At 47.4% G+C, this 17,909-nt stretch carries 14 protein-coding genes and 1 pseudogene; 10 read left to right on the top strand and 5 right to left on the bottom strand.

Annotated features, from left to right (window positions below):
- The first annotated feature begins 90 nt into the window (after positions 1-90).
- From V7M78_RS03360 to V7M78_RS03345, 4 genes are all read left to right on the top strand, one after another.
- Positions 91-1,014 carry a nucleotidyltransferase family protein gene (locus V7M78_RS03360; protein ID WP_333646420.1) on the top strand — a complete coding sequence of 308 codons (924 nt, stop codon included), beginning with the start codon at positions 91-93 and terminating at the stop codon, positions 1,012-1,014.
- 79 nt (positions 1,015-1,093) lie between these two features.
- Positions 1,094-1,906, top strand: a complete 813-nt coding sequence (locus V7M78_RS03355; RefSeq protein ID WP_333646418.1) for a hypothetical protein — start codon at positions 1,094-1,096, stop codon at positions 1,904-1,906.
- A gap of 180 nt (positions 1,907-2,086) precedes the next feature.
- Positions 2,087-4,564 (top strand): hypothetical protein, encoded by a 2,478-nt coding sequence (locus V7M78_RS03350; protein WP_333646416.1) that lies wholly within the window; start codon positions 2,087-2,089, stop codon positions 4,562-4,564.
- A gap of 108 nt (positions 4,565-4,672) precedes the next feature.
- On the top strand, positions 4,673-5,965 hold the full coding sequence (locus V7M78_RS03345; protein ID WP_333646414.1) for a UDP-N-acetylglucosamine 1-carboxyvinyltransferase: 1,293 nt from the start codon (positions 4,673-4,675) through the stop codon (positions 5,963-5,965).
- Positions 5,966-6,013: 48 nt separating this feature from the next.
- Here the strand turns inward: V7M78_RS03345 and V7M78_RS03340 are convergent, their stop codons facing one another.
- Entirely contained in the window at positions 6,014-6,907 is an 894-nt protein-coding gene (locus V7M78_RS03340; protein ID WP_333646412.1) for an AraC family transcriptional regulator, read from the bottom strand.
- Between the two features lie 148 nt (positions 6,908-7,055).
- Between V7M78_RS03340 and V7M78_RS03335 the strand changes: the two genes are divergently transcribed.
- The 3 genes from V7M78_RS03335 (at position 7,056) to galE (ending at position 10,218) form a co-directional block, all read left to right on the top strand.
- A complete protein-coding gene (locus V7M78_RS03335; RefSeq protein WP_333646411.1) occupies positions 7,056-7,985 on the top strand; it encodes a sugar phosphate nucleotidyltransferase in 930 nt (309 codons plus the stop codon).
- Positions 7,985-9,112 (top strand): phosphotransferase enzyme family protein, encoded by a 1,128-nt coding sequence (locus V7M78_RS03330; RefSeq protein ID WP_333646409.1) that lies wholly within the window; start codon positions 7,985-7,987, stop codon positions 9,110-9,112. Before V7M78_RS03335 ends, V7M78_RS03330 begins: the two co-directional genes overlap by 1 nt.
- A gap of 89 nt (positions 9,113-9,201) precedes the next feature.
- Complete coding sequence (gene galE, locus V7M78_RS03325) at positions 9,202-10,218, top strand: UDP-glucose 4-epimerase GalE (protein ID WP_333646408.1); 1,017 nt, start codon at positions 9,202-9,204, stop codon at positions 10,216-10,218.
- A 28-nt stretch (positions 10,219-10,246) separates the two neighbouring features.
- Here the strand turns inward: galE and V7M78_RS03320 are convergent, their stop codons facing one another.
- Complete coding sequence (locus V7M78_RS03320; RefSeq protein WP_333646406.1) at positions 10,247-11,155, bottom strand: helix-turn-helix domain-containing protein; 909 nt, start codon at positions 11,153-11,155, stop codon at positions 10,247-10,249.
- Between the two features lie 234 nt (positions 11,156-11,389).
- On the opposite strand from V7M78_RS03320, the gene V7M78_RS03315 reads away from it, so the two are divergent.
- The 3 genes from V7M78_RS03315 to V7M78_RS03305 all read left to right on the top strand — a co-directional run bounded on the left by V7M78_RS03315 (position 11,390) and on the right by V7M78_RS03305 (position 14,569).
- Complete coding sequence (locus V7M78_RS03315; RefSeq protein ID WP_333646404.1) at positions 11,390-12,691, top strand: ABC transporter substrate-binding protein; 1,302 nt, start codon at positions 11,390-11,392, stop codon at positions 12,689-12,691.
- 83 nt (positions 12,692-12,774) lie between these two features.
- A complete protein-coding gene (locus tag V7M78_RS03310) occupies positions 12,775-13,680 on the top strand; it encodes a carbohydrate ABC transporter permease (RefSeq protein WP_333646402.1) in 906 nt (301 codons plus the stop codon).
- The gene (locus V7M78_RS03305; RefSeq protein ID WP_333646401.1) at positions 13,664-14,569 is read left to right on the top strand and encodes a carbohydrate ABC transporter permease; all 906 of its coding nucleotides are present in this window, start codon (positions 13,664-13,666) and stop codon (positions 14,567-14,569) included. Before V7M78_RS03310 ends, V7M78_RS03305 begins: the two co-directional genes overlap by 17 nt.
- A 167-nt stretch (positions 14,570-14,736) precedes the next feature.
- Here V7M78_RS03305 and V7M78_RS03300 read toward each other — a convergent pair whose 3' ends face one another.
- From V7M78_RS03300 to V7M78_RS03290, 3 genes and pseudogenes are all read right to left on the bottom strand, one after another.
- A complete protein-coding gene (locus V7M78_RS03300; RefSeq protein ID WP_333646399.1) occupies positions 14,737-16,458 on the bottom strand; it encodes an exosporium glycoprotein BclB-related protein in 1,722 nt (573 codons plus the stop codon).
- 851 nt (positions 16,459-17,309) lie between these two features.
- Complete coding sequence (locus tag V7M78_RS03295; RefSeq protein WP_333646398.1) at positions 17,310-17,723, bottom strand: hypothetical protein; 414 nt, start codon at positions 17,721-17,723, stop codon at positions 17,310-17,312.
- Positions 17,705-17,909: pseudogene (locus V7M78_RS03290) on the bottom strand (hypothetical protein); the annotation flags it as partial. The pseudogene V7M78_RS03290 and the gene V7M78_RS03295, both read right to left, overlap by 19 nt.

Here is a 17,909-nt window from a genome sequence, read left to right as displayed (position 1 = left end):
CTGATACAAGATGCATTCCTATTACCGGATAGCCGGAAATTTTCATAAGCTATCCTATAAACAGATAAAACAGACAGGGAGAAAGGTGCTATGCGAGAGACATCATTAGTGATTATGGCAGCGGGAATCGGCAGCAGGTTTGGCGGGGGGATTAAGCAGTTAGAGGCCGTAGGGCCGGGAGGCGAGATCATCATGGATTATTCCATCTATGACGCCCTGGCAGCAGGCTTTGACAAAGTTGTGTTCATTATCAGAAGAGACTTGGAGCAGGACTTTAAAGAAATCATAGGAAAGAGAATTGAAAAAGTTGCCAAGGTGGAATACGCCTATCAGGAACTTGATGACCTTCCAAAAGGCTATGAAAAACCGGCTGAACGGACAAAGCCGTGGGGAACGGGCCAGGCAATTCTCAGTGCCAAGGATTTGATTCATGAGCCGTTTCTGGTCATTAACGCAGATGATTATTACGGAAAAGAAGGCTTTGTAAAGCTTCATGAATATCTGGTAAATGAGATGGACCTTACAGCCAGACCTTATGATATCTGCATGGGAGGTTTTATCCTGGGAAATACCTTAAGCGAAAACGGCGGAGTTACCCGTGGAGTGTGCTGGGTGGATGAGTCCGGAATATTAGAAAATGTGACAGAGACTTATGAGCTTAAAAAAGAGGGCGATATGGCTAAAGGGCGTGATGACGCCGGAAATGAAGTGGCAATCCCCCTGACCCAGAATGTGTCCATGAACATGTGGGGCTTATCCCCTGCCTTTTTGGAAGAGCTGGAACGGGGATTTCCGAAGTTTTTGGACAGTGTAAAGGAAGGGGATTTAAAAGCAGAATACCTTCTTCCCAGAATCATCGACCAGCAGGTTCATTCCCAGAAAGCACAGGTCAAGGTGCTGGAGACAAAAGATAAATGGTTCGGCGTTACCTACAGGGAGGATAAGCCGGCTGTGGCTTCCGCCATCCGAAAGCTGGTGGCAGAAGGTCTGTATCCGGAAAAATTGTTTCCTTAAGGGAAAATGAAAGAAAGACCTGCACTCTTTCCCCCCTCCTCTGCATAAGATAGTTGTGTATAAGCAGAAGCAGGGAGTGATGAGAACGGTGCCAGGTAACAAAGACTATACTTATGGAGACAGGTTTCGGAAACTGGAGCCATACATGCTTTACGGTGACAGAAACGCTGCAAATAATCCCAGAGAAAAAGAAGAAATCATTGCAGCAGATTTGGAATATTTGCAGGGGATGTATCCGGGACATATAAAACGCCTGCAGGAATATGTAATTTCTGCCTGTGACCATCTGGATTACAAAAACAGTCCCATGTATGATGAATTTCCTGACCGTGTTTTAATTAACCAGGTATGTGATTCCATATGCAGACAAATACATGAAGACGGCCTCCTGACAGATGAGACTGTAACGGAAGCTGAAAATATGATTCAGGCAGCCATGGAGAAGAGGCCTTCTCCTGATGATTGGGAACTGGATGAGGCGGATGCAGAGGCTAAGGCAGAAAATGATATTCTGTCTCAGCAGCAGTCTTCCAGCTACAGGCCGCCCCAGAACAGACCTCCTCAGAACAGACCGCCCCATGGAGGTCCGCCGCCTGGACCACGCCCCCCTCATGGAGGCTCGCCGCCTTGGGGTCCGCCTCCGGGGCCCAGACCTCCCCACGGAGGCCCGCCACCTTGGGGTCCGCCTCCAGGGCCCAGACCGCCTCACGGAGGCCCGCCGCCTTGGGGCCCGCCTCCAGGGCCCAGACCGCCTCACGGAGGCCCGCCGCCTTGGGGTCCGCCTCCAGGGCACAGACCACCCCCCAATGATAACTGGCTAAACGGCATCATCTCTGTACTTCTTCTCAATGAAATGCACCGCAGGCGGTGCCGTAGCGGACGATGCAGGTAAGAACGGAAAATTTTACGGAAAGAAGCAGCCATCCAATCCCGGATGGCTGTTTTTTCATTGAAAAAGTGAAAAATCCCCTATATAGGACATTAACGAATGTTTAAGAAAGTTTTCATTGTAGTTTTGACCATTATTGTATAAAATAAGAAAGAAAACGTGTGAAAATAGAGGAAATCCGGTATGAATCGAATGATGAAAAAAGTTGGGATATTATCTGCGGTTTTTATTACGGCAATCGCAGTTTATTTTATGTGGGAACAAAAGAGCGAAGAGAAAAGCGATACCATGGTATACACTTCCATGGAGGAAGCGTCTCTTCCTATAGTATATACAGAGATGTTCGGAAAAAAGATGAACCTTCTTCACGGCTATACCCAGGACATGAAACAGGCTGTTTCCAGGGAGGCCCTTACTGTGCTTTCAGAGGACGGCTCCATGGACATCAGCGTATCCGGTTACGGCAGCAGCCTTCAGGGCATTGAATATGAGGTCAGAAGCCTGGATTTAAGCCGTCTGGTGGAACGTACTTCCGTAGGTGAGTGGAAACAGGAAGAGGGTGAGATCAGTGCCAGACTCCCTATCCAGAATCTTCTGAAAAAGGACAAGGAATATCTTCTCATTTTGACCCTGGACACCTCTGACAAGGGAAAGCTGTTTTACTACACCCGGATCATGTGGACCGATAATGCCAATGCAAAAGAAATGATTGATTTTGCATTGAATTTTACCACCAAAACCTTTGATTATGAACAGGCCAGGGAATTGACCACGTATCTGGAAACCAACGCTTCAGAGGACAACAGCTCCCTGGGATACGTATCTATCCGTTCCAGCTTCTCCCAGCTCACCTGGGCGGGGCTTGATATGAAGCCTGAAGGAGAGATCAGAGCCACCTTAAAGGATTTAAACGGCATCATGTGCACTGTTCAACTGAAATATAATGTATCCAGGGTCCTTGAAGACGGGTCTTCGGAGCTTTATGAAGCTGAGGACAATTTCACTATGAAGTGGGATAGCCGCCGTATTTATCTCATGGACTTTGAACGGAACACCAATCAGGTATTTTCCGGTCAGAAGGAGCTGTTTTCCGGAAAAAGGATCATGCTGGGCATAGCAGGTAATGATCAGATACGGATGGTAAAAAGCCCTTCAGGCAACAATCTGGCCTATGTGGTGAACCGGGATTTATGGACCTTTGACCAGAACAGCGGCCACGGAATCAAGGTGTTTTCCTTCCGCAGCGGAGAAGATGACGGACTTCGCAGCAATTATGACCAGCATGACATTAAGGTATTGTCGGTCAGCGACAGCGGAGATGTGGATTTTCTGGTCTACGGATATATGAACCGGGGCATCCATGAGGGAAGCATGGGAATTGCCATGTATCAGTATAAAAATGAAAACAATGCCATTGAAGAACGCTTTTTCAGCCCCGTGACCCTGCCCTTTGAGATGTTAAAGGAGGATATCAGCACTCTTGCCCATTTGGGAACCAACGGAATGCTGTATCTGATGGCCGACCAGGCTGTTTACGGAATCGATTTAAACAGCAATGAATATATGGTTCTGGCGGATTCCCTCATAGAAGGAGGCTATGCCGTCAGCAGCACAGAGCGCCACTTTGCGTGGCAGGAGGGCAGGGGCCTTTACGGCTCCGGAGCCATTCACTTCATGGACCTGGACACGGGAGTGAAACGGGATATCAGCGGAGGCGAAGGCAACCTTTACCGGCCTCTTGGATTTGTGGAAGATGATTTTATTTACGGAATCGCCCGGGAAGGGGATATGTGGGTTCAGAACAAAAGGCCAAAAGATGCCCCCATGTACCGGATCGAAATCGTGGATCAGGCAGGGAAGCTGGTCAAGGAATATGAGCAGGAAAATGTGTACATTGCAGATGTATCCGTAGAAGAAGGCCGAATCCATCTGACACAGGTGGTAAAGACCGGAGAACAGTCCTATATGCCCTCCAGGCCGGATACCATTGTCAGCACCCAGGAGCTTTCAGATGGAAACTTAGAAGGCATCGGCTGGTATGCCGACCAGGACAGGAGAAAGCTGTATTTTGTTCAGTTGGAAAAAGACATTGCAGGCCATGGTGCGAAAATTACGGTTCCTAAAAAGGTATCCTATGAGACCACCGGTATTGTGGAGTTAAAGGCCGGGGACAGAACCCAGGAAGGCAGGTTTTTTGCCTACGGAGGAGGCCACTATCTGGGAAGCAGCCGGGACTTTACGGACGCTCTGGAACTGGCTTATGAAAAAATGGGAGTCGTTACGGATCACACCCGGGAGGTGGTGTGGAACCGGGTAAACCGTCCGCCTTCCCGCAATATAAAAGACCCTTTAAAAGCTGCAGCCCCATTTGTAAACAGTCTGGAAGGTTTTTCGGGAAACAGGTCTTACGGGGAAGGCATCCTTTTGATGGATGCCAGAGGCTGTACATTGAACCAGATTTTGTACTTTATCGGCCGTGGCTGCCCGGTGGCTGCCTATACCGGTCAGGGTGGTTACGTGCTGATATCGGGCTATGACCAGTACAATGTAACCATTTACAATCCAGAAACGGGAGACAGCCAGAAAATGGGCTTAAATGACGCCGCTGCTCACTTTGCAGGCATTGGAAATGACTTCGTCTGCGGTGTGTTTATGGAATAAGAAAATGCGTTCTCTTTACAAATTCACAGGATATGTTATAATCATTAAAGACTAACGATTAAAACTTAAGAAAATTGTAATAGATAACAGAGTGATCAGAGGTGTGAAATGGAGCAGTATATTATGAAAGGCGGCAATCCCCTGGTAGGTGAAGTTACCATCGGAGGAGCCAAAAATGCGGCTTTGGGAATCCTGGCAGCAGCCATCATGACAGACGAAGATGTCCTGATTGATAACCTGCCGGATGTGAGAGATATAAATGTATTGTTGGAAGCCATTGAGGAAATCGGCGCAGAAGTGGAACGGATCGACAGACATACGGTACGGATCAACGGAAAGACCATACGGGAGGTTGCAGTGGATGACGAATATATCCGCAAAATAAGAGCTTCCTACTATTTCATCGGAGCCATGCTTGGCAAATATAAAAGCGCCCAGGTTCCTCTTCCCGGCGGCTGCAACATCGGCAGCAGGCCCATTGACCAGCATTTAAAGGGCTTTCGTGCCCTCGGCGCTGACGTAAAGATCGAGCGGGGAGCAGTGATCGCCCATGCCATTGATCTGGTAGCCAGCCATATTTATCTGGATGTAGTCAGCGTAGGAGCCACCATCAACGTTATGATGGCAGCAACCCTTGCTGAAGGCCAGACCATTTTGGAAAACGTAGCAAAAGAACCTCATGTCGTTGACGTAGCCAACTTTTTAAACAGCATGGGTGCCAATATTAAAGGAGCCGGTACAGATACCATCAGGATTAAGGGAGTCAGAAAGCTTCATGGAACGGAATATTCCATTATTCCGGACCAGATCGAAGCAGGCACCTTTATGTGTGCCGCTGCCATCACCAGAGGCGATGTGATGGTTAAGAATGTCATCCCCAAGCACTTGGAGGCTATTTCTGCCAAGCTTTTGGAGATGGGATGTGAAGTAGCTGAATTTGACGACGCAGTCCGGGTGGTGGGAAAATCTGCTCAAAGACACACCGACATCAAAACCCTTCCCTACCCTGGATTTCCTACAGATATGCAGCCTCAGATGGCTGTGACCCTGGCTCTCGCAAACGGAACCAGTGTGGTCACAGAGAGTATTTTTGAAAACCGCTTCCGCTATGTGGATGAACTGTCCCGCATGGGAGCCAATGTAAAAGTAGAAGGAAACGTAGCTGTTATTGACGGTGTAAGAGGCCTGACCGGAGCTTCCGTCAATGCCCCTGACCTTCGGGCCGGTGCAGCTTTGGTCATTGCCGGTCTGGCTGCAGACGGGTATACAGTTGTAGATGAAATCGGATACATACAGCGAGGCTATGAATGCTTTGAAGAAAAGCTTCAGGGCCTTGGAGCCATGATCGAAAAAGTGGACTCAGAAAAGGACGCAAAAAAATTTAAATTAAAAGTCGGATAGGCGGGAGATTCCTGCCTTTTCCTATTTGAAAAATCAGGGCTCATCCGGCTATTTTTCTGACAAAGACCGGATGGAGACGGCATATTCTGACGGTGTCATCCCGGTCAGCTTTTTAAACTGCCTGGAGAAGTAATGGACGGAGTTGTAGCCTAACCGGTCTGCAATTTCAGTGAAATTAAGCTGGTTGTTACGGATCAGCTGCTTGGCTGCGTCTATTTTCATGCGGGTAAAGAAATCAATGACCCCGCAGCCGTGGGCATTGCGGAATATTTTCTGAAGCTGGGACCGCCCGGTTAAGTTATCCCTGCATATGGTTTCAATGGTGAGCTGCTCTCCAAGGTGCTCCTCCATATACCGGACGATGCGGTTGTAGGCGTCTCCGTGTTTGGAACTGTCTGTAACCCGTCCTGTGGGAATCTGCTCAGGGCCTGAAAAATATCTGCGGTAAAGGTGGATGATCAGCTCTTCTAAATAATTTCCGATCAACTGTTCCGCCCCAAAGGCTTGAGAAGGCTGCTTCCGGATCAGTTCCTCCTGGTAGGGATCGTCCAGCCTCCCGGAAAATGCATTCCGGGCTTCTATGATAATCTGGGCCAGCAGGGCCGTTTCCGTCTCTTGAACGGACAGGACTTCCCCTTCAAATGCCCGCATAAAGGGAGAATTGCATTCAAAGCTCACCACCACCAGATTCGGGGCAACAGTCCCGTTGGTCAGTATGGTGTGAAACTCTCCCGGCTTGTGGAAGATGATATTTCCCCGTTTTAAAGGAATTTTCTTGTCTCCTGCCATCACATCAATGACTCCCTTGTCTACGCAGACAAATTCCCAGAAGTCATGGCTTTCCCCCGGAAAGGAAAAGTCACTCATGTATTCAAAATAGTGGATGGTCACGATTTTTTTAATAACAGTGGAAGAACGGAGTAAAGTACTTTTATAGGCCATGGAAATCTCCTTTCGGTGACAGTATATCATATTCTTTGAAAAAATGGGAAGAAGAATACGATAGTACAAATTAAATAATAGATAGTGCAAATATCTTTTTGCCTACATTCACTATACTGAGGATAGTTAAAAACAGGAGGTAACAGCAATGAACAAGAAGCCGGTTCTGGTAATTATGGCAGCAGGCATGGGAAGCCGCTACGGAGGCTTAAAGCAGATTGACCCTGTGGATGCTTATGGAAATAAGATCATTGATTTTTCTGTCTTCGATGCAGTCCGGGCAGGATTTGAAAAGATTGTCTTTATTATTAAAAAGAGCATTGAAAAGGAATTTAAAGAGCAAATCGGATATCGCCTGGCAGACTATGTCCAGGTGGAGTATGTGTATCAGGAGCTTGATGAGCTTCCGGAAGGATACAAGGTTCCTGAAGGAAGGGAAAAGCCATGGGGAACAGGCCATGCTATCTTATGCTGCAAGGATATGATAGACGGACCCTTTGCTGTGATCAATGCAGATGATTATTACGGCAGAAGTGCCTTTTCTTCTATATATAACCAGTTAAACAGCGTTTCCGACGGGGAAAAATACCAGTACACCATGGTAGGTTACCAGCTTTACAACACCCTGACGGAAAACGGCCATGTGGCGAGAGGCGTGTGCACTACAGACGATGCCGGAAAGCTTGTGGACATTCATGAGCGGACCAGAATAGAAAAACACGGAGATCAGGCAGAGTATACGGAAGACGGCGGAAAAACCTGGATTGGCCTGGGAGATGGCACCATTGTATCCATGAATATGTGGGGCTTTACAGGCAGCATTTTAAAAGAGCTTGAGGAACGGTTTGCCGCATTTTTAGACAGGGAACTTCCTAAGAATCCCATGAAGTGCGAATACTTCCTTCCATTTGTGGTGGATGAGCTGTTAAAGGAAGACAAGGCAGAGGTTTCCGTGTTAAAAAGCGTGGACCGCTGGTACGGAGTCACCTATAAGGAAGATAAAGATACAGTAGTAAATGCCATCCAGAAACTGAAAGATGACGGTCTGTATCCGGAAAGGCTATGGGAGGAAATGTAATGGGAGACGCACAGTGCACAAAGATCAGAGAGGCCATTGGACTTCTGGCCTTTGAAGGAGAGCCGGTTTCCTGGGAGCGCTATGGAAGCGGCCATATTAACGATACCTTCCGCCTGATCTGCAGGACAGAAGAAAAGGAAAAACACTATATTTTACAGAGAATCAATCACGAGGTATTTAAGGACCCGGTGTCTCTTATGGGAAATATTGAAGGAGTCACTTCATTTTTAAGGGAGCGGATAGAAGCCCAAGGCGGCGACCCGGAGCGGGAAACCTTAAATGTGATCAAGGCAAAAGACGGAAAGGGTTACTGCCGGGACAGTGAGGGAAATTACTGGAGAGGCTATATATTTATAGACAAGGCCACCACCTATGACAAGGTGAGAGATCCCCAGGACTTTTACCAAAGCGGAAAGGCATTTGGACGGTTTAAGGGGTTACTGGCGGAATATCCGGCAGATGAGCTGGCAGAAACCATCCCTAATTTCCATAACACCCCTGTTCGCTTAGAGACTTTTAAGGAAGCTGTAAAAGCTGATGTCTGCGGACGTGCCCATCTGGTTGAGAAGGAAATAAAGTTTATTCTCGACCGGGAGAAAGAAGCGTCTGTTGTCATGGACATGTTAAAAGATGGAAGGCTTTCTCTCTGCGTTACCCACAATGACACCAAGCTCAATAACATCATGATTGACGATGCAACAGGAGAAGCTTTGTGCGTGGTTGATTTAGATACCATTATGCCGGGACTGTCCATCTTTGATTTCGGGGATTCCATCCGCTTCGGAGCCAATACGGCAGATGAAGATGAGCCTGATGTGAGCAAGGTATCCTTATCCCTTCCTTTGTTTGAAATATACACCAAAGGATATATAGAAGGCTGCCGGGGAAGTCTGACGCCGGAGGAAAAAAGGATGCTTCCCATGGGAGCAAAGCTGATGACCTTTGAGTGCGGTACCCGCTTTTTAACGGATTTCCTTCAGGGAGATACTTATTTCCATATCAGCAGGGAAAACCACAATCTGGACCGTGCCAGAACCCAGCTTGCGCTTGTGGCTGACATGGAAAAGAAGTGGAAAGAGATGGAAGAAATCGTTCTTAAATGTGATAAAGAAGCCGGGTTCGCTTAACTGCCTGCCATACGGCTGATTGATAAAATTCATGTTGCACCTGGGTTTGACTCAAGGAAATGAAGGATACCTGGGAGAGAGGAGAATATATGAGAATATTAGTAACCGGAGGTGCCGGATATATCGGCAGCCACACATGCATTGAACTTTTGGAGCAGGGCCATGAGGTTGTGGTGGTAGATAATCTTTGCAATTCTTCTAAGGTTTCCTTAGAGAGAGTGGAAGCTATTACCGGAAAGACTGTAACTTTCTATGAGGCGGACCTTCTGGATAAAGCTGCGCTGGATAAGATATTCGGATGCGAAGAGATTGACGCTGTCATTCATTTTGCCGGATTAAAAGCTGTGGGAGAATCTGTTTCCAAGCCCCTGGAATATTATCACAACAATATTACCGGAACCTTGATTCTGTGCGATGTCATGAGAGATCACGGGGTGAAAAACATCATATTCAGTTCCTCCGCCACCGTATACGGAGATCCTGCTTTTGTACCCATTACAGAGGAATGCCCCAAGGGAGTCATTACCAATCCTTACGGACAGACAAAAAGCATGCTGGAGCAGATTCTTACAGACCTTCATACTGCAGATTCTGAGTGGAATGTGACCATTCTCCGCTACTTCAATCCGGTAGGAGCTCATAAGAGCGGCCTTATCGGAGAAGATCCTGCCGGAATTCCCAATAACCTGACTCCTTACATCACTCAGGTTGCAGTGGGCAAGTTAAAGGAAGTGGGAGTATTTGGAGACGATTACGATACTCCTGACGGAACCGGTGTCCGGGACTATATTCATGTGGTGGACTTAGCCGTCGGCCATGTAAAGGCTCTTGAAAAAATGACATCCTCAGAGTCTCTGGTCCGGGTTTACAACCTGGGAACAGGACAGGGATTCAGCGTGCTTCAGATGATCGAAGCTTTTTCAAAAGCATGCGGAAAGCCCATCCCCTACTCCATCAAACCCCGCCGTCCCGGCGATATTGCAGAGTGCTATGCAGATGCGGCTCTGGCAAAAAAAGAGCTTGGCTGGGAAGCAGAGCACGGCATTGATGAAATGTGCCAGGATTCCTGGAGATGGCAGTCTAAAAATCCAAACGGATACAAATAAAGAAGCCTGAGGGAGACAGAAGCTGACCTCAGGCTTCTGTTTCCCTTAGTAAGTTTTTATCAGACAGCTTTTTAATGGAGGTGGCATACTCCGAAGGAGTCATCCCTGTCAAATGTTTGAATTGTCTGGAAAAATAGTGAACCGAAGTGTATCCCAAATGATTGGCAATCTGAGTGAAATTAAGCTGCCGGTTCCGAATGAGCTGCTTGGCCGCATCTATTTTCATGCTGTTAAAGTATTCAATGACCCCGGTGCCTGCTTTCTCGCAGAAAAGCTTTTTCAACTGGGAGGTACTGATTAAATTATCCCGGCTGATCTGGTCAATGGTCAGCTGAACACAAATATTCTTTTCAAAATAATAGAGAATGGTTTCATAAACATCTTCTGCGGAAGGCGTTTTCTTATAAACAAGAGGCGCCTGCCGGGCGGGAAGGGAACGGCGATACATTTGTATCAGGAACTGCTCCAGATAAATTTTTATCATCTGTTCCGCCCCAAAAGGCCCATGGTCCTTACGTACCAGAACCTCCTGATAAGGATTGTCAAGCCTTCCGTTAAAGCCCAACCGGGCTTCTGCAATGATCCGGGCCAGAAGCTCCTGTTCCTCAAGCCCCACCTTCAGAACCTTTTCCTTAAAAGATGCCATGTGGGGTGACTGGCATTCAAACCCAATGACCACCAGATTGGGTGCGATGACCCCATTAGCCAGAACCCGGTGAAACTCATTTGGCTGATGAAAAATAACCTCCCCTTTTTGAAGGGTCATCCGATCATGATCGGCAACAACATCCACTTCTCCTTTATCCACACAGAGTAATTCCCAAAAGTTATGAGATTCTCCTGCAAAGGTGAAATCGCTCATATATTCAAAATAATGGATGCTGACAATCCGGTGTATGGTCAGCTCTTCTGTCAATTCTATATACTTATACTTCATATATTCCCCCTGGTCTTTCCAATTCAATCCTTTTCCAATTATAAAATGATATTGTGCATGTAGTATAAGATTTGTTTATATTTTAACTTCTTATTATGAAAAAAGCGAATGATAAAAGCCTAAAATGTAAAAAAGGATGACCTTTTGTACAAAGCATTTTACCCAAAAGTGTAATAATATAGATTTAACAAGACATCTGGCAGAAAAGCCGGATAACAACAGGGAGGTAGAAATATGAAAAAACGTTTTTGGGGTGTTGCGCTGAGTGCAGTAATGGTGGGCAGTCTTTTGGCGGGCTGCTCAGGAGGGGCTTCCGCACCGGCTACAACAGCTTCTTCTGACGGAGGAAAGGAAACATCAGCGGCTGCAGGAGGCGGAGAAGGACTTGTTTACTGGTCCATGTGGGAGTCAACAGAGCCTCAGGGCCAGGCAATCCAGATGGCAATTGAAAAATTTACAGCAGATACAGGAGTTAAGGTTGACGTTCAGTTTAAGGGACGTACGGGAATCCGGGAAGGCCTACAGCCTGCTTTGGACGCCGGAACCAACATCGACTTGTTTGATGAGGATATTGACCGCGTAAATACAACGTGGGGCCAGTACTTAATGGATTTAGAGGAAATGGCAAAGGCTTCCGGATATGAGGCCAACGCCAATGCAGGGCTGATGTCAGCCTGCCGGGAAGTGGGAGGGGGAACCTTAAAGTCCATTCCTTACCAGCCCAATGTATTTGCATTTTTCTATAACCAGACCATTTTTGACGAGGCAGGAATTACGGAAGTGCCAAAGACCTGGGAAGAGCTGGACGCAGCATGCCAGAAGATCAAAGATGCAGGCTATACACCTATTACCTGCGACGATGCTTACATTGTTTCCATGTTCGGTTACCACATGTCCAGGCTGATTGGTGAGCCGGAGACAGAAGTTGTTGTAAAAGAAGGTAAATGGGATGACCCCGCAGTCCTTAAGACTGCCCAGGCTTATGAAAGCTTTGCACAAAAAGGATATTTTTCAGAAACAATCGCTTCCAATGTATGGCCCTCAGGTCAGAATCAGGAGCTTGCAATGGGAACAGCGGCTATGTACTTAAATGGTTCCTGGCTTCCCAATGAAGTAAAGGATATGGCCGGAGAAGACTTTAAATGGGGCTGCTTCAGCTATCCCGCAGTGGAAGGCGGAAAAGACGGAACCAATGCTGCCAACTACGGCGCCCAGGTTCTTGCAATCAATAAGAATTCCAAAAACGGTAAAAACGCATTTAAGCTGATTGAGTATATTACCCAGGGTGAATTTGACAAGAAGATGTCTGAATTGTCAATGGGCATTCCGGCAGATTCCAGAAATGCAGAATGGCCGGCACAGCTTGCCAGCGTAAAACCTGTTATGGACAGCTTAAGCGTACGGTATCCATGGGCAGCCGGAGCAGAGGCCAATGCAGATTTGACCCCCATCATCAAAGAGAACTTTATGAAGCTTTGCGGCGGCTCCATGACTGCAGCAGAATTCGTAGACGCTCTTACAGCAGCGGGCAAATAATCCGGATCAATAAGATTCTATATGGTGGCACCGTTTTGACGGTGCCACCATGCAATTAAGGAAAGCCGGGGAGGTATTTTAACGTGAAGAAGAATAAGACCATGATTGCCGTATTTCTGACACCGGCAGTCCTAATGTTTGTCCTTGTATTCCTTTATCCCATTCTCAGGACAATTTTAATGAGCTTTTTCAAAATCGAGGGAATTACGGATTCTATGGCAAAGTGGCAATTCACCGGACTTGCCAATTACCAGAAGCTGGCTGAAACCAGCTTATTCCGCATATCTATGTGGAATCTGTTCCGCATCTGGCTCATAGGCGGTTTGGGTGTCATGTCTCTGGCTCTTTTGTTTGCGGTCATCATTACCAGCGGAATACGCTTTAAAAGCTTTTTCAGGGCGATGATCTACCTTCCCAACGTAGTCAGTGCGGTTGCTCTTGCGACCATGTGGCTTCAGTATGTGTACAGTCCCAAGTTCGGGCTTTTAAAGGATGTGTTTACTGCCCTGGGGCTTAAGCATTTAGCCAAGGTCCAATGGCTTGATAATGACCATAAGTTCATGGCCCTTCTCATTGCTTACTGCTTCGGTATGGTGGGATACCATATGCTGATATTTGCCAGCGGAATTGAGAGGATCGGTGAGGATTATTATGAGGCGGCTACTCTCGATGGGGCAAATAAGCTGAATCAGTTCCGTTATATCACATTTCCCCTTTTAAAAGGTGTGTTTAAAACCAATATCACCATGTGGAGCGTCACCTCTGTGGGATTCTTTGTCTGGTCCCAGTTATTTTCAACGGTTACGGCGGATACCCAGACCATTACTCCCATGGTTTATATGTATATGATGATTTTTGGGGCGGGCAACAGCATGACGGAACGAAATGCAGGTTTGGGGGCGGCCATTGGCGTGCTCTTAAGCATCTGTGTTGTGGCCGTCTTTATGATATGCAATAAGCTGATAAAAGACGATGATCTGGAATTCTAAGGAGGGGAAATTGATAGCTAAAAAGAGAGCGTTTGCGGAGCCGTTTAACTGGAAAAAAGAGCTTAGACTTTTTCCGGGATATCTGCTCCTTAGTATTTGGATTTTATTTACGGTTGTATTGCTGGGCTGGGTTGTGGCTGCCAGTTTTTCCACGACAAAGGCGATTTTTTCAGGTAATATTCTTTCCCAGGGGATTCATTTTGATAATTATATAAAGGCGTGGACCAATTCCAATGTATCCTCTATTTTCTTCAACTCCCTGATGTATTCGGTTATTTCCTGTACATTGCTCATTTTGATCTGTGCGCCTGCCGCATACGTTTTGTCCCGTTTTAATTTTATGGGCAATAAAATGATCCAGACCAGCCTTGTATCCGCCATGGGAGTTCCGGTGGTCATGATTGTGCTTCCCCTGTTCAGCCTGATTGCAGGCATGAGTGTGCTGAATCATTACATTGCCAATAAGGCGGTGCTGATATTCCTCTATGTTGGGATCAATGTTCCTTATACCACTATTTTTCTTCTGACGTTTTTTGCTAACATTTCCAGGGCATATGAGGAAGCGGCGGCTATTGACGGCTGTCCTCCTATGAGGGCTTTCTGGCTGATCATGTTTCCTATGGCTCAGTCGGGAATTATAACGGTTACTATTTTTAACTTTATCAATATATGGAATGAGTATTTCATTTCCCTGATTTTTGCCAACTCTGACAGGGTGCGGCCCGTTGCGGTGGGACTTTACTCCATGATCAATTCCATGAAGTATACGGGAGACTGGTCAGGTATGTTTGCGTCTGTTATCATTGTATTTTTACCTACCTTTATTCTTTATATATTCTTATCGGAGAAGATCATTGCAGGTATTACCGGAGGCGGAGTGAAAGGGTGAATTATGAAAAGGGCATAGCCGGTGGCTATGCCCTTTTGAAATTTGTGCCTCTGACGGAGCTGGGCTTCTATGTTTACTATAATAATGAAGGTAAACCGATCAGTATGCCCGGAAACCGCCGCCTCAACCATGGAGACATTGTTTGCAGCACTTTTATTTTATTGGTATCAATTAATATTAACGCCGCCGCTGGCATAGCCTGTAAGCGTGTTGACCAGGGCAAGACCACTGGCAGTGACAGTAAATACCATCAAAAGCCTTGTTCCGGTTGATACCGGAATATTTAAGCCAGAGAGTGTGCCAGTGGCAATATCTCCAATACTGATGACTCCGCCTAAACTAGGTGAGAGGGTTACATTGGTCCCGGCGATGGGTGAAAATATATTGTTAGGTGTGGTTGATTGATAAAGCTGAGCATGAACAGTTAAGTCTGTGCCGAGTAAGCTCAGTCCGACCACCACACTGAAATATGCTGTAATGCTTGTAATGGTTCCGTTTCTAGGCATAGAGAAGGACATGTTTATCAGCAACCCGGATGCACCGGTTAAGTCAATGGTAGCCCCCAGAAGATTTGTCAATACAGTGCTGTTGCCAAAGGCTACAACTGCAGGCAGGCCTGCAAGGCCAAGTGCGATTGTTGTTGGAGCAACAGGGGTACCGGAAGCAAACGGAATAATTGCTCCATTGCCAGCAGGACCGGTAGGTCCGGTAGGTCCGGTAGGCCCTTCGTCGCCAGCGGGTCCGGTAGGCCCGATAAGTCCCTGTGGTCCAGTAGGCCCGGTAGGTCCTCCGTCGCCAGCGGGCCCGGTAGGTCCGGTAGGCCCGATAAGTCCCTGTGGTCCAGTAGGTCCGGTAGGACCTTCATCGCCAGCGGGTCCAGTAGGCCCAGTAGGCCCGATAAGTCCCTGCGGTCCAGTAGGTCCGGTAGGTCCTTCGTCGCCAGCGGGTCCGGTAGGCCCGGTAGGTCCGATAAGTCCCAGTGGTCCAGTAGGTCCGGTAGGTCCTTCGTCACCAGCGGGTCCAGTAGGTCCAGCGGGTCCAGTAGGTCCAGTAGGTCCGATAAGTCCCAGTGGTCCAGTAGGTCCTGTAGGCCCTTCGTCACCAGCGGGTCCGGTAGGCCCTGTAGGCCCGATAAGTCCCTGTGGTCCAGTAGGTCCGGTAGGCCCTTCGTCGCCAGCGGGTCCGGTAGGTCCTGTAGGCCCGATAAGTCCCTGAGGTCCAGTAGGTCCAGTAGGCCCGATAAGTCCCTGAGGTCCAGTAGGTCCGGTAGGCCCTTCGTCGCCAGTAGGTCCGGTAGGCCCGGTAGGCCCAGCTACACCCTGAGCACCAGCGGGCCCAGTAGGTCCGACCACACCTTGAGCTCCAGCGGGTCCGGTAGGCCCGGTAGGCCCAGCTACACCCTGAGCGCCAGCAGGTCCGGTAGGTCCAGTAGGTCCAGTAGGTCCAGCTACACCCTGAGCGCCAGCAGGTCCGGTAGGTCCAGTAGGTCCGGCCACACCTTGAGCGCCAGCGGGTCCGGTAGGTCCAGTAGGCCCAGCTACACCCTGAGCGCCAGCGGGTCCAGTAGGTCCGGTAGGCCCAGCTACACCCTGAGCACCAGCAGGTCCGGTGGGTCCAGTAGGTCCGGCTACACCTTGAGCACCAGCGGGTCCAGTGGGTCCAGTAGGTCCGGCTACACCCTGAGCACCAGCAGGTCCGGTGGGCCCAGTAGGTCCGGCTACACCTTGAGCACCAGCGGGTCCAGTAGGTCCGGTAGGCCCAGCTACACCCTGAGCGCCAGCGGGTCCGGTAGGCCCAGTAGGCCCGGCCACACCCTGAGTACCAGCGGGTCCAGTAGGCCCAGTAGGTCCGGTGGGTCCAGCAGGTCCAGTGGGTCCAGTAGGCCCCATGCAACGGCAACAGTGACATGTGCAGGACTTACGAGTTGTATCTTGATTGGAGCATTTATTACATGAACATTTTTTTGTATCACTACAATCGCATATATTCATTTCTTGAGGTTTCTTGAAATGCATAAAGCTTCCTCCTATACATTATTTAATAGCGTTAATTTAGCGCCTAATGTATTATATTCGAAAAGAATTAAACTGACTTTTTCCGTTGCAGAAGTATACATTCTTATGAATATAATTGGTTGGTTGGATGTTCTTCTATTTAGCTGTTATATGACTTATGAGAAGATACTCTCAATATAATTTTAAGAATGGAATATGCTAGAAAAATTAAGAAATAAATGTATGATTACATGCTGTACATACAATAGAAATAAGATTATTGAAAAGTTTATTATTTCAAAGTATGGTGACGATGTTTTATAAAAAGAAGAGTTATTTATCAATGATAAATTCATTACGGTATTTTTATTATAGAGATTTAAAGAACTTACTTTATTGTGACTGAACTGCTGAATGTAAAAGAGGTTAACGGTAAAACGGCATAGCCAACATTGCTATGCCGTTTGTGTTGAAAAAATAGTGCTTTATTAGGGCCGGCTTTAAAGGTAAGCCCTTTATAATATGGGTTGAGTAAAGTGCTTTACTATTAAGGTATCACCTATACCATCCAGTGACACAATGGAAGTGTCACTGGGTGGTATTTGGTGCGTTCAGAATATCGGCTGAAACAGCAAATCCAGATGGTCCGATAGGTCATTGAATGCCGTCAGGTTCAACGGGTCAGTGGTAATATTTATAATAGGAAACTACAATATAGGACCATCATTATTAACATTGAAAATTCTTTAGTTACTTAATTGAACAATTGTTAATGAGCGATTCATATAACCTAAAATAGGGAAGTCTGAAATAATACTTACTCCTACTTCATCTCCTGCTGTTAAGGCAGCTTGAACCACATACGTTGAACTACTTCTGTTAGATATCTTAAAGAAAGTACTGGTATCACCAAAAATCGGTACGCCATTAACAGTAATAATAGCATTTAGATATGGCTGATCTGGATCTGGGTCAACAGTGGCTTCAGCGTTGATAGATATCGTTATTTGATAAATTCCGCTTTCTCCTACAACTAATTCATTGCCCGATGTGCTAACGGTGATAGTGCTTGATAAAGGTCCAGTCACACTAAAGGGTACAGGTGTGAATGTTGCTCCAGGTACCTCTACACTAGCTCCTCTTAAAGATCCATAAGCCAAAACGACTTCTCCGGTAGGACCAGTAGGTCCGGTGGGTCCGATAGGTCCTTCGATACCAGCAGGTCCGGTGGGTCCGGTAGGTCCCTGAGCACCATCAGGTCCGGTAGGCCCGATAGGTCCTTGAGGTCCAGTAGGTCCTTCGATACCAGCAGGTCCGGTGGGTCCGGTAGGTCCCTGAGCACCATC

The organism is Lacrimispora sp. (assembly GCF_036758025.1).
Classification (GTDB): domain Bacteria; phylum Bacillota; class Clostridia; order Lachnospirales; family Lachnospiraceae; genus Lacrimispora.
This window is presented reverse-complemented; position numbering and strand designations above follow the sequence as displayed.

Excerpts from the sequence above, each read along its gene's own strand:
- V7M78_RS03360 (WP_333646420.1), top strand. The coding sequence starts at position 91 with ATGCGAGAGACATCATTAGTGATTATGGCAGCGGGAATCGGCAGCAGG.
- V7M78_RS03355 (WP_333646418.1), top strand. The coding sequence starts at position 1,094 with ATGAGAACGGTGCCAGGTAACAAAGACTATACTTATGGAGACAGGTTT.
- V7M78_RS03350 (WP_333646416.1), top strand. The coding sequence starts at position 2,087 with ATGAATCGAATGATGAAAAAAGTTGGGATATTATCTGCGGTTTTTATT.
- V7M78_RS03345 (WP_333646414.1), top strand. The coding sequence starts at position 4,673 with ATGGAGCAGTATATTATGAAAGGCGGCAATCCCCTGGTAGGTGAAGTT.
- V7M78_RS03340 (WP_333646412.1), bottom strand. The coding sequence starts at position 6,907 with ATGGCCTATAAAAGTACTTTACTCCGTTCTTCCACTGTTATTAAAAAA.
- V7M78_RS03335 (WP_333646411.1), top strand. The coding sequence starts at position 7,056 with ATGAACAAGAAGCCGGTTCTGGTAATTATGGCAGCAGGCATGGGAAGC.
- V7M78_RS03330 (WP_333646409.1), top strand. The coding sequence starts at position 7,985 with ATGGGAGACGCACAGTGCACAAAGATCAGAGAGGCCATTGGACTTCTG.
- galE (WP_333646408.1), top strand. The coding sequence starts at position 9,202 with ATGAGAATATTAGTAACCGGAGGTGCCGGATATATCGGCAGCCACACA.
- V7M78_RS03320 (WP_333646406.1), bottom strand. The coding sequence starts at position 11,155 with ATGAAGTATAAGTATATAGAATTGACAGAAGAGCTGACCATACACCGG.
- V7M78_RS03315 (WP_333646404.1), top strand. The coding sequence starts at position 11,390 with ATGAAAAAACGTTTTTGGGGTGTTGCGCTGAGTGCAGTAATGGTGGGC.
- V7M78_RS03305 (WP_333646401.1), top strand. The coding sequence starts at position 13,664 with ATGATCTGGAATTCTAAGGAGGGGAAATTGATAGCTAAAAAGAGAGCG.
- V7M78_RS03300 (WP_333646399.1), bottom strand. The coding sequence starts at position 16,458 with ATGGGGCCTACTGGACCCACTGGACCTGCTGGACCCACCGGACCTACT.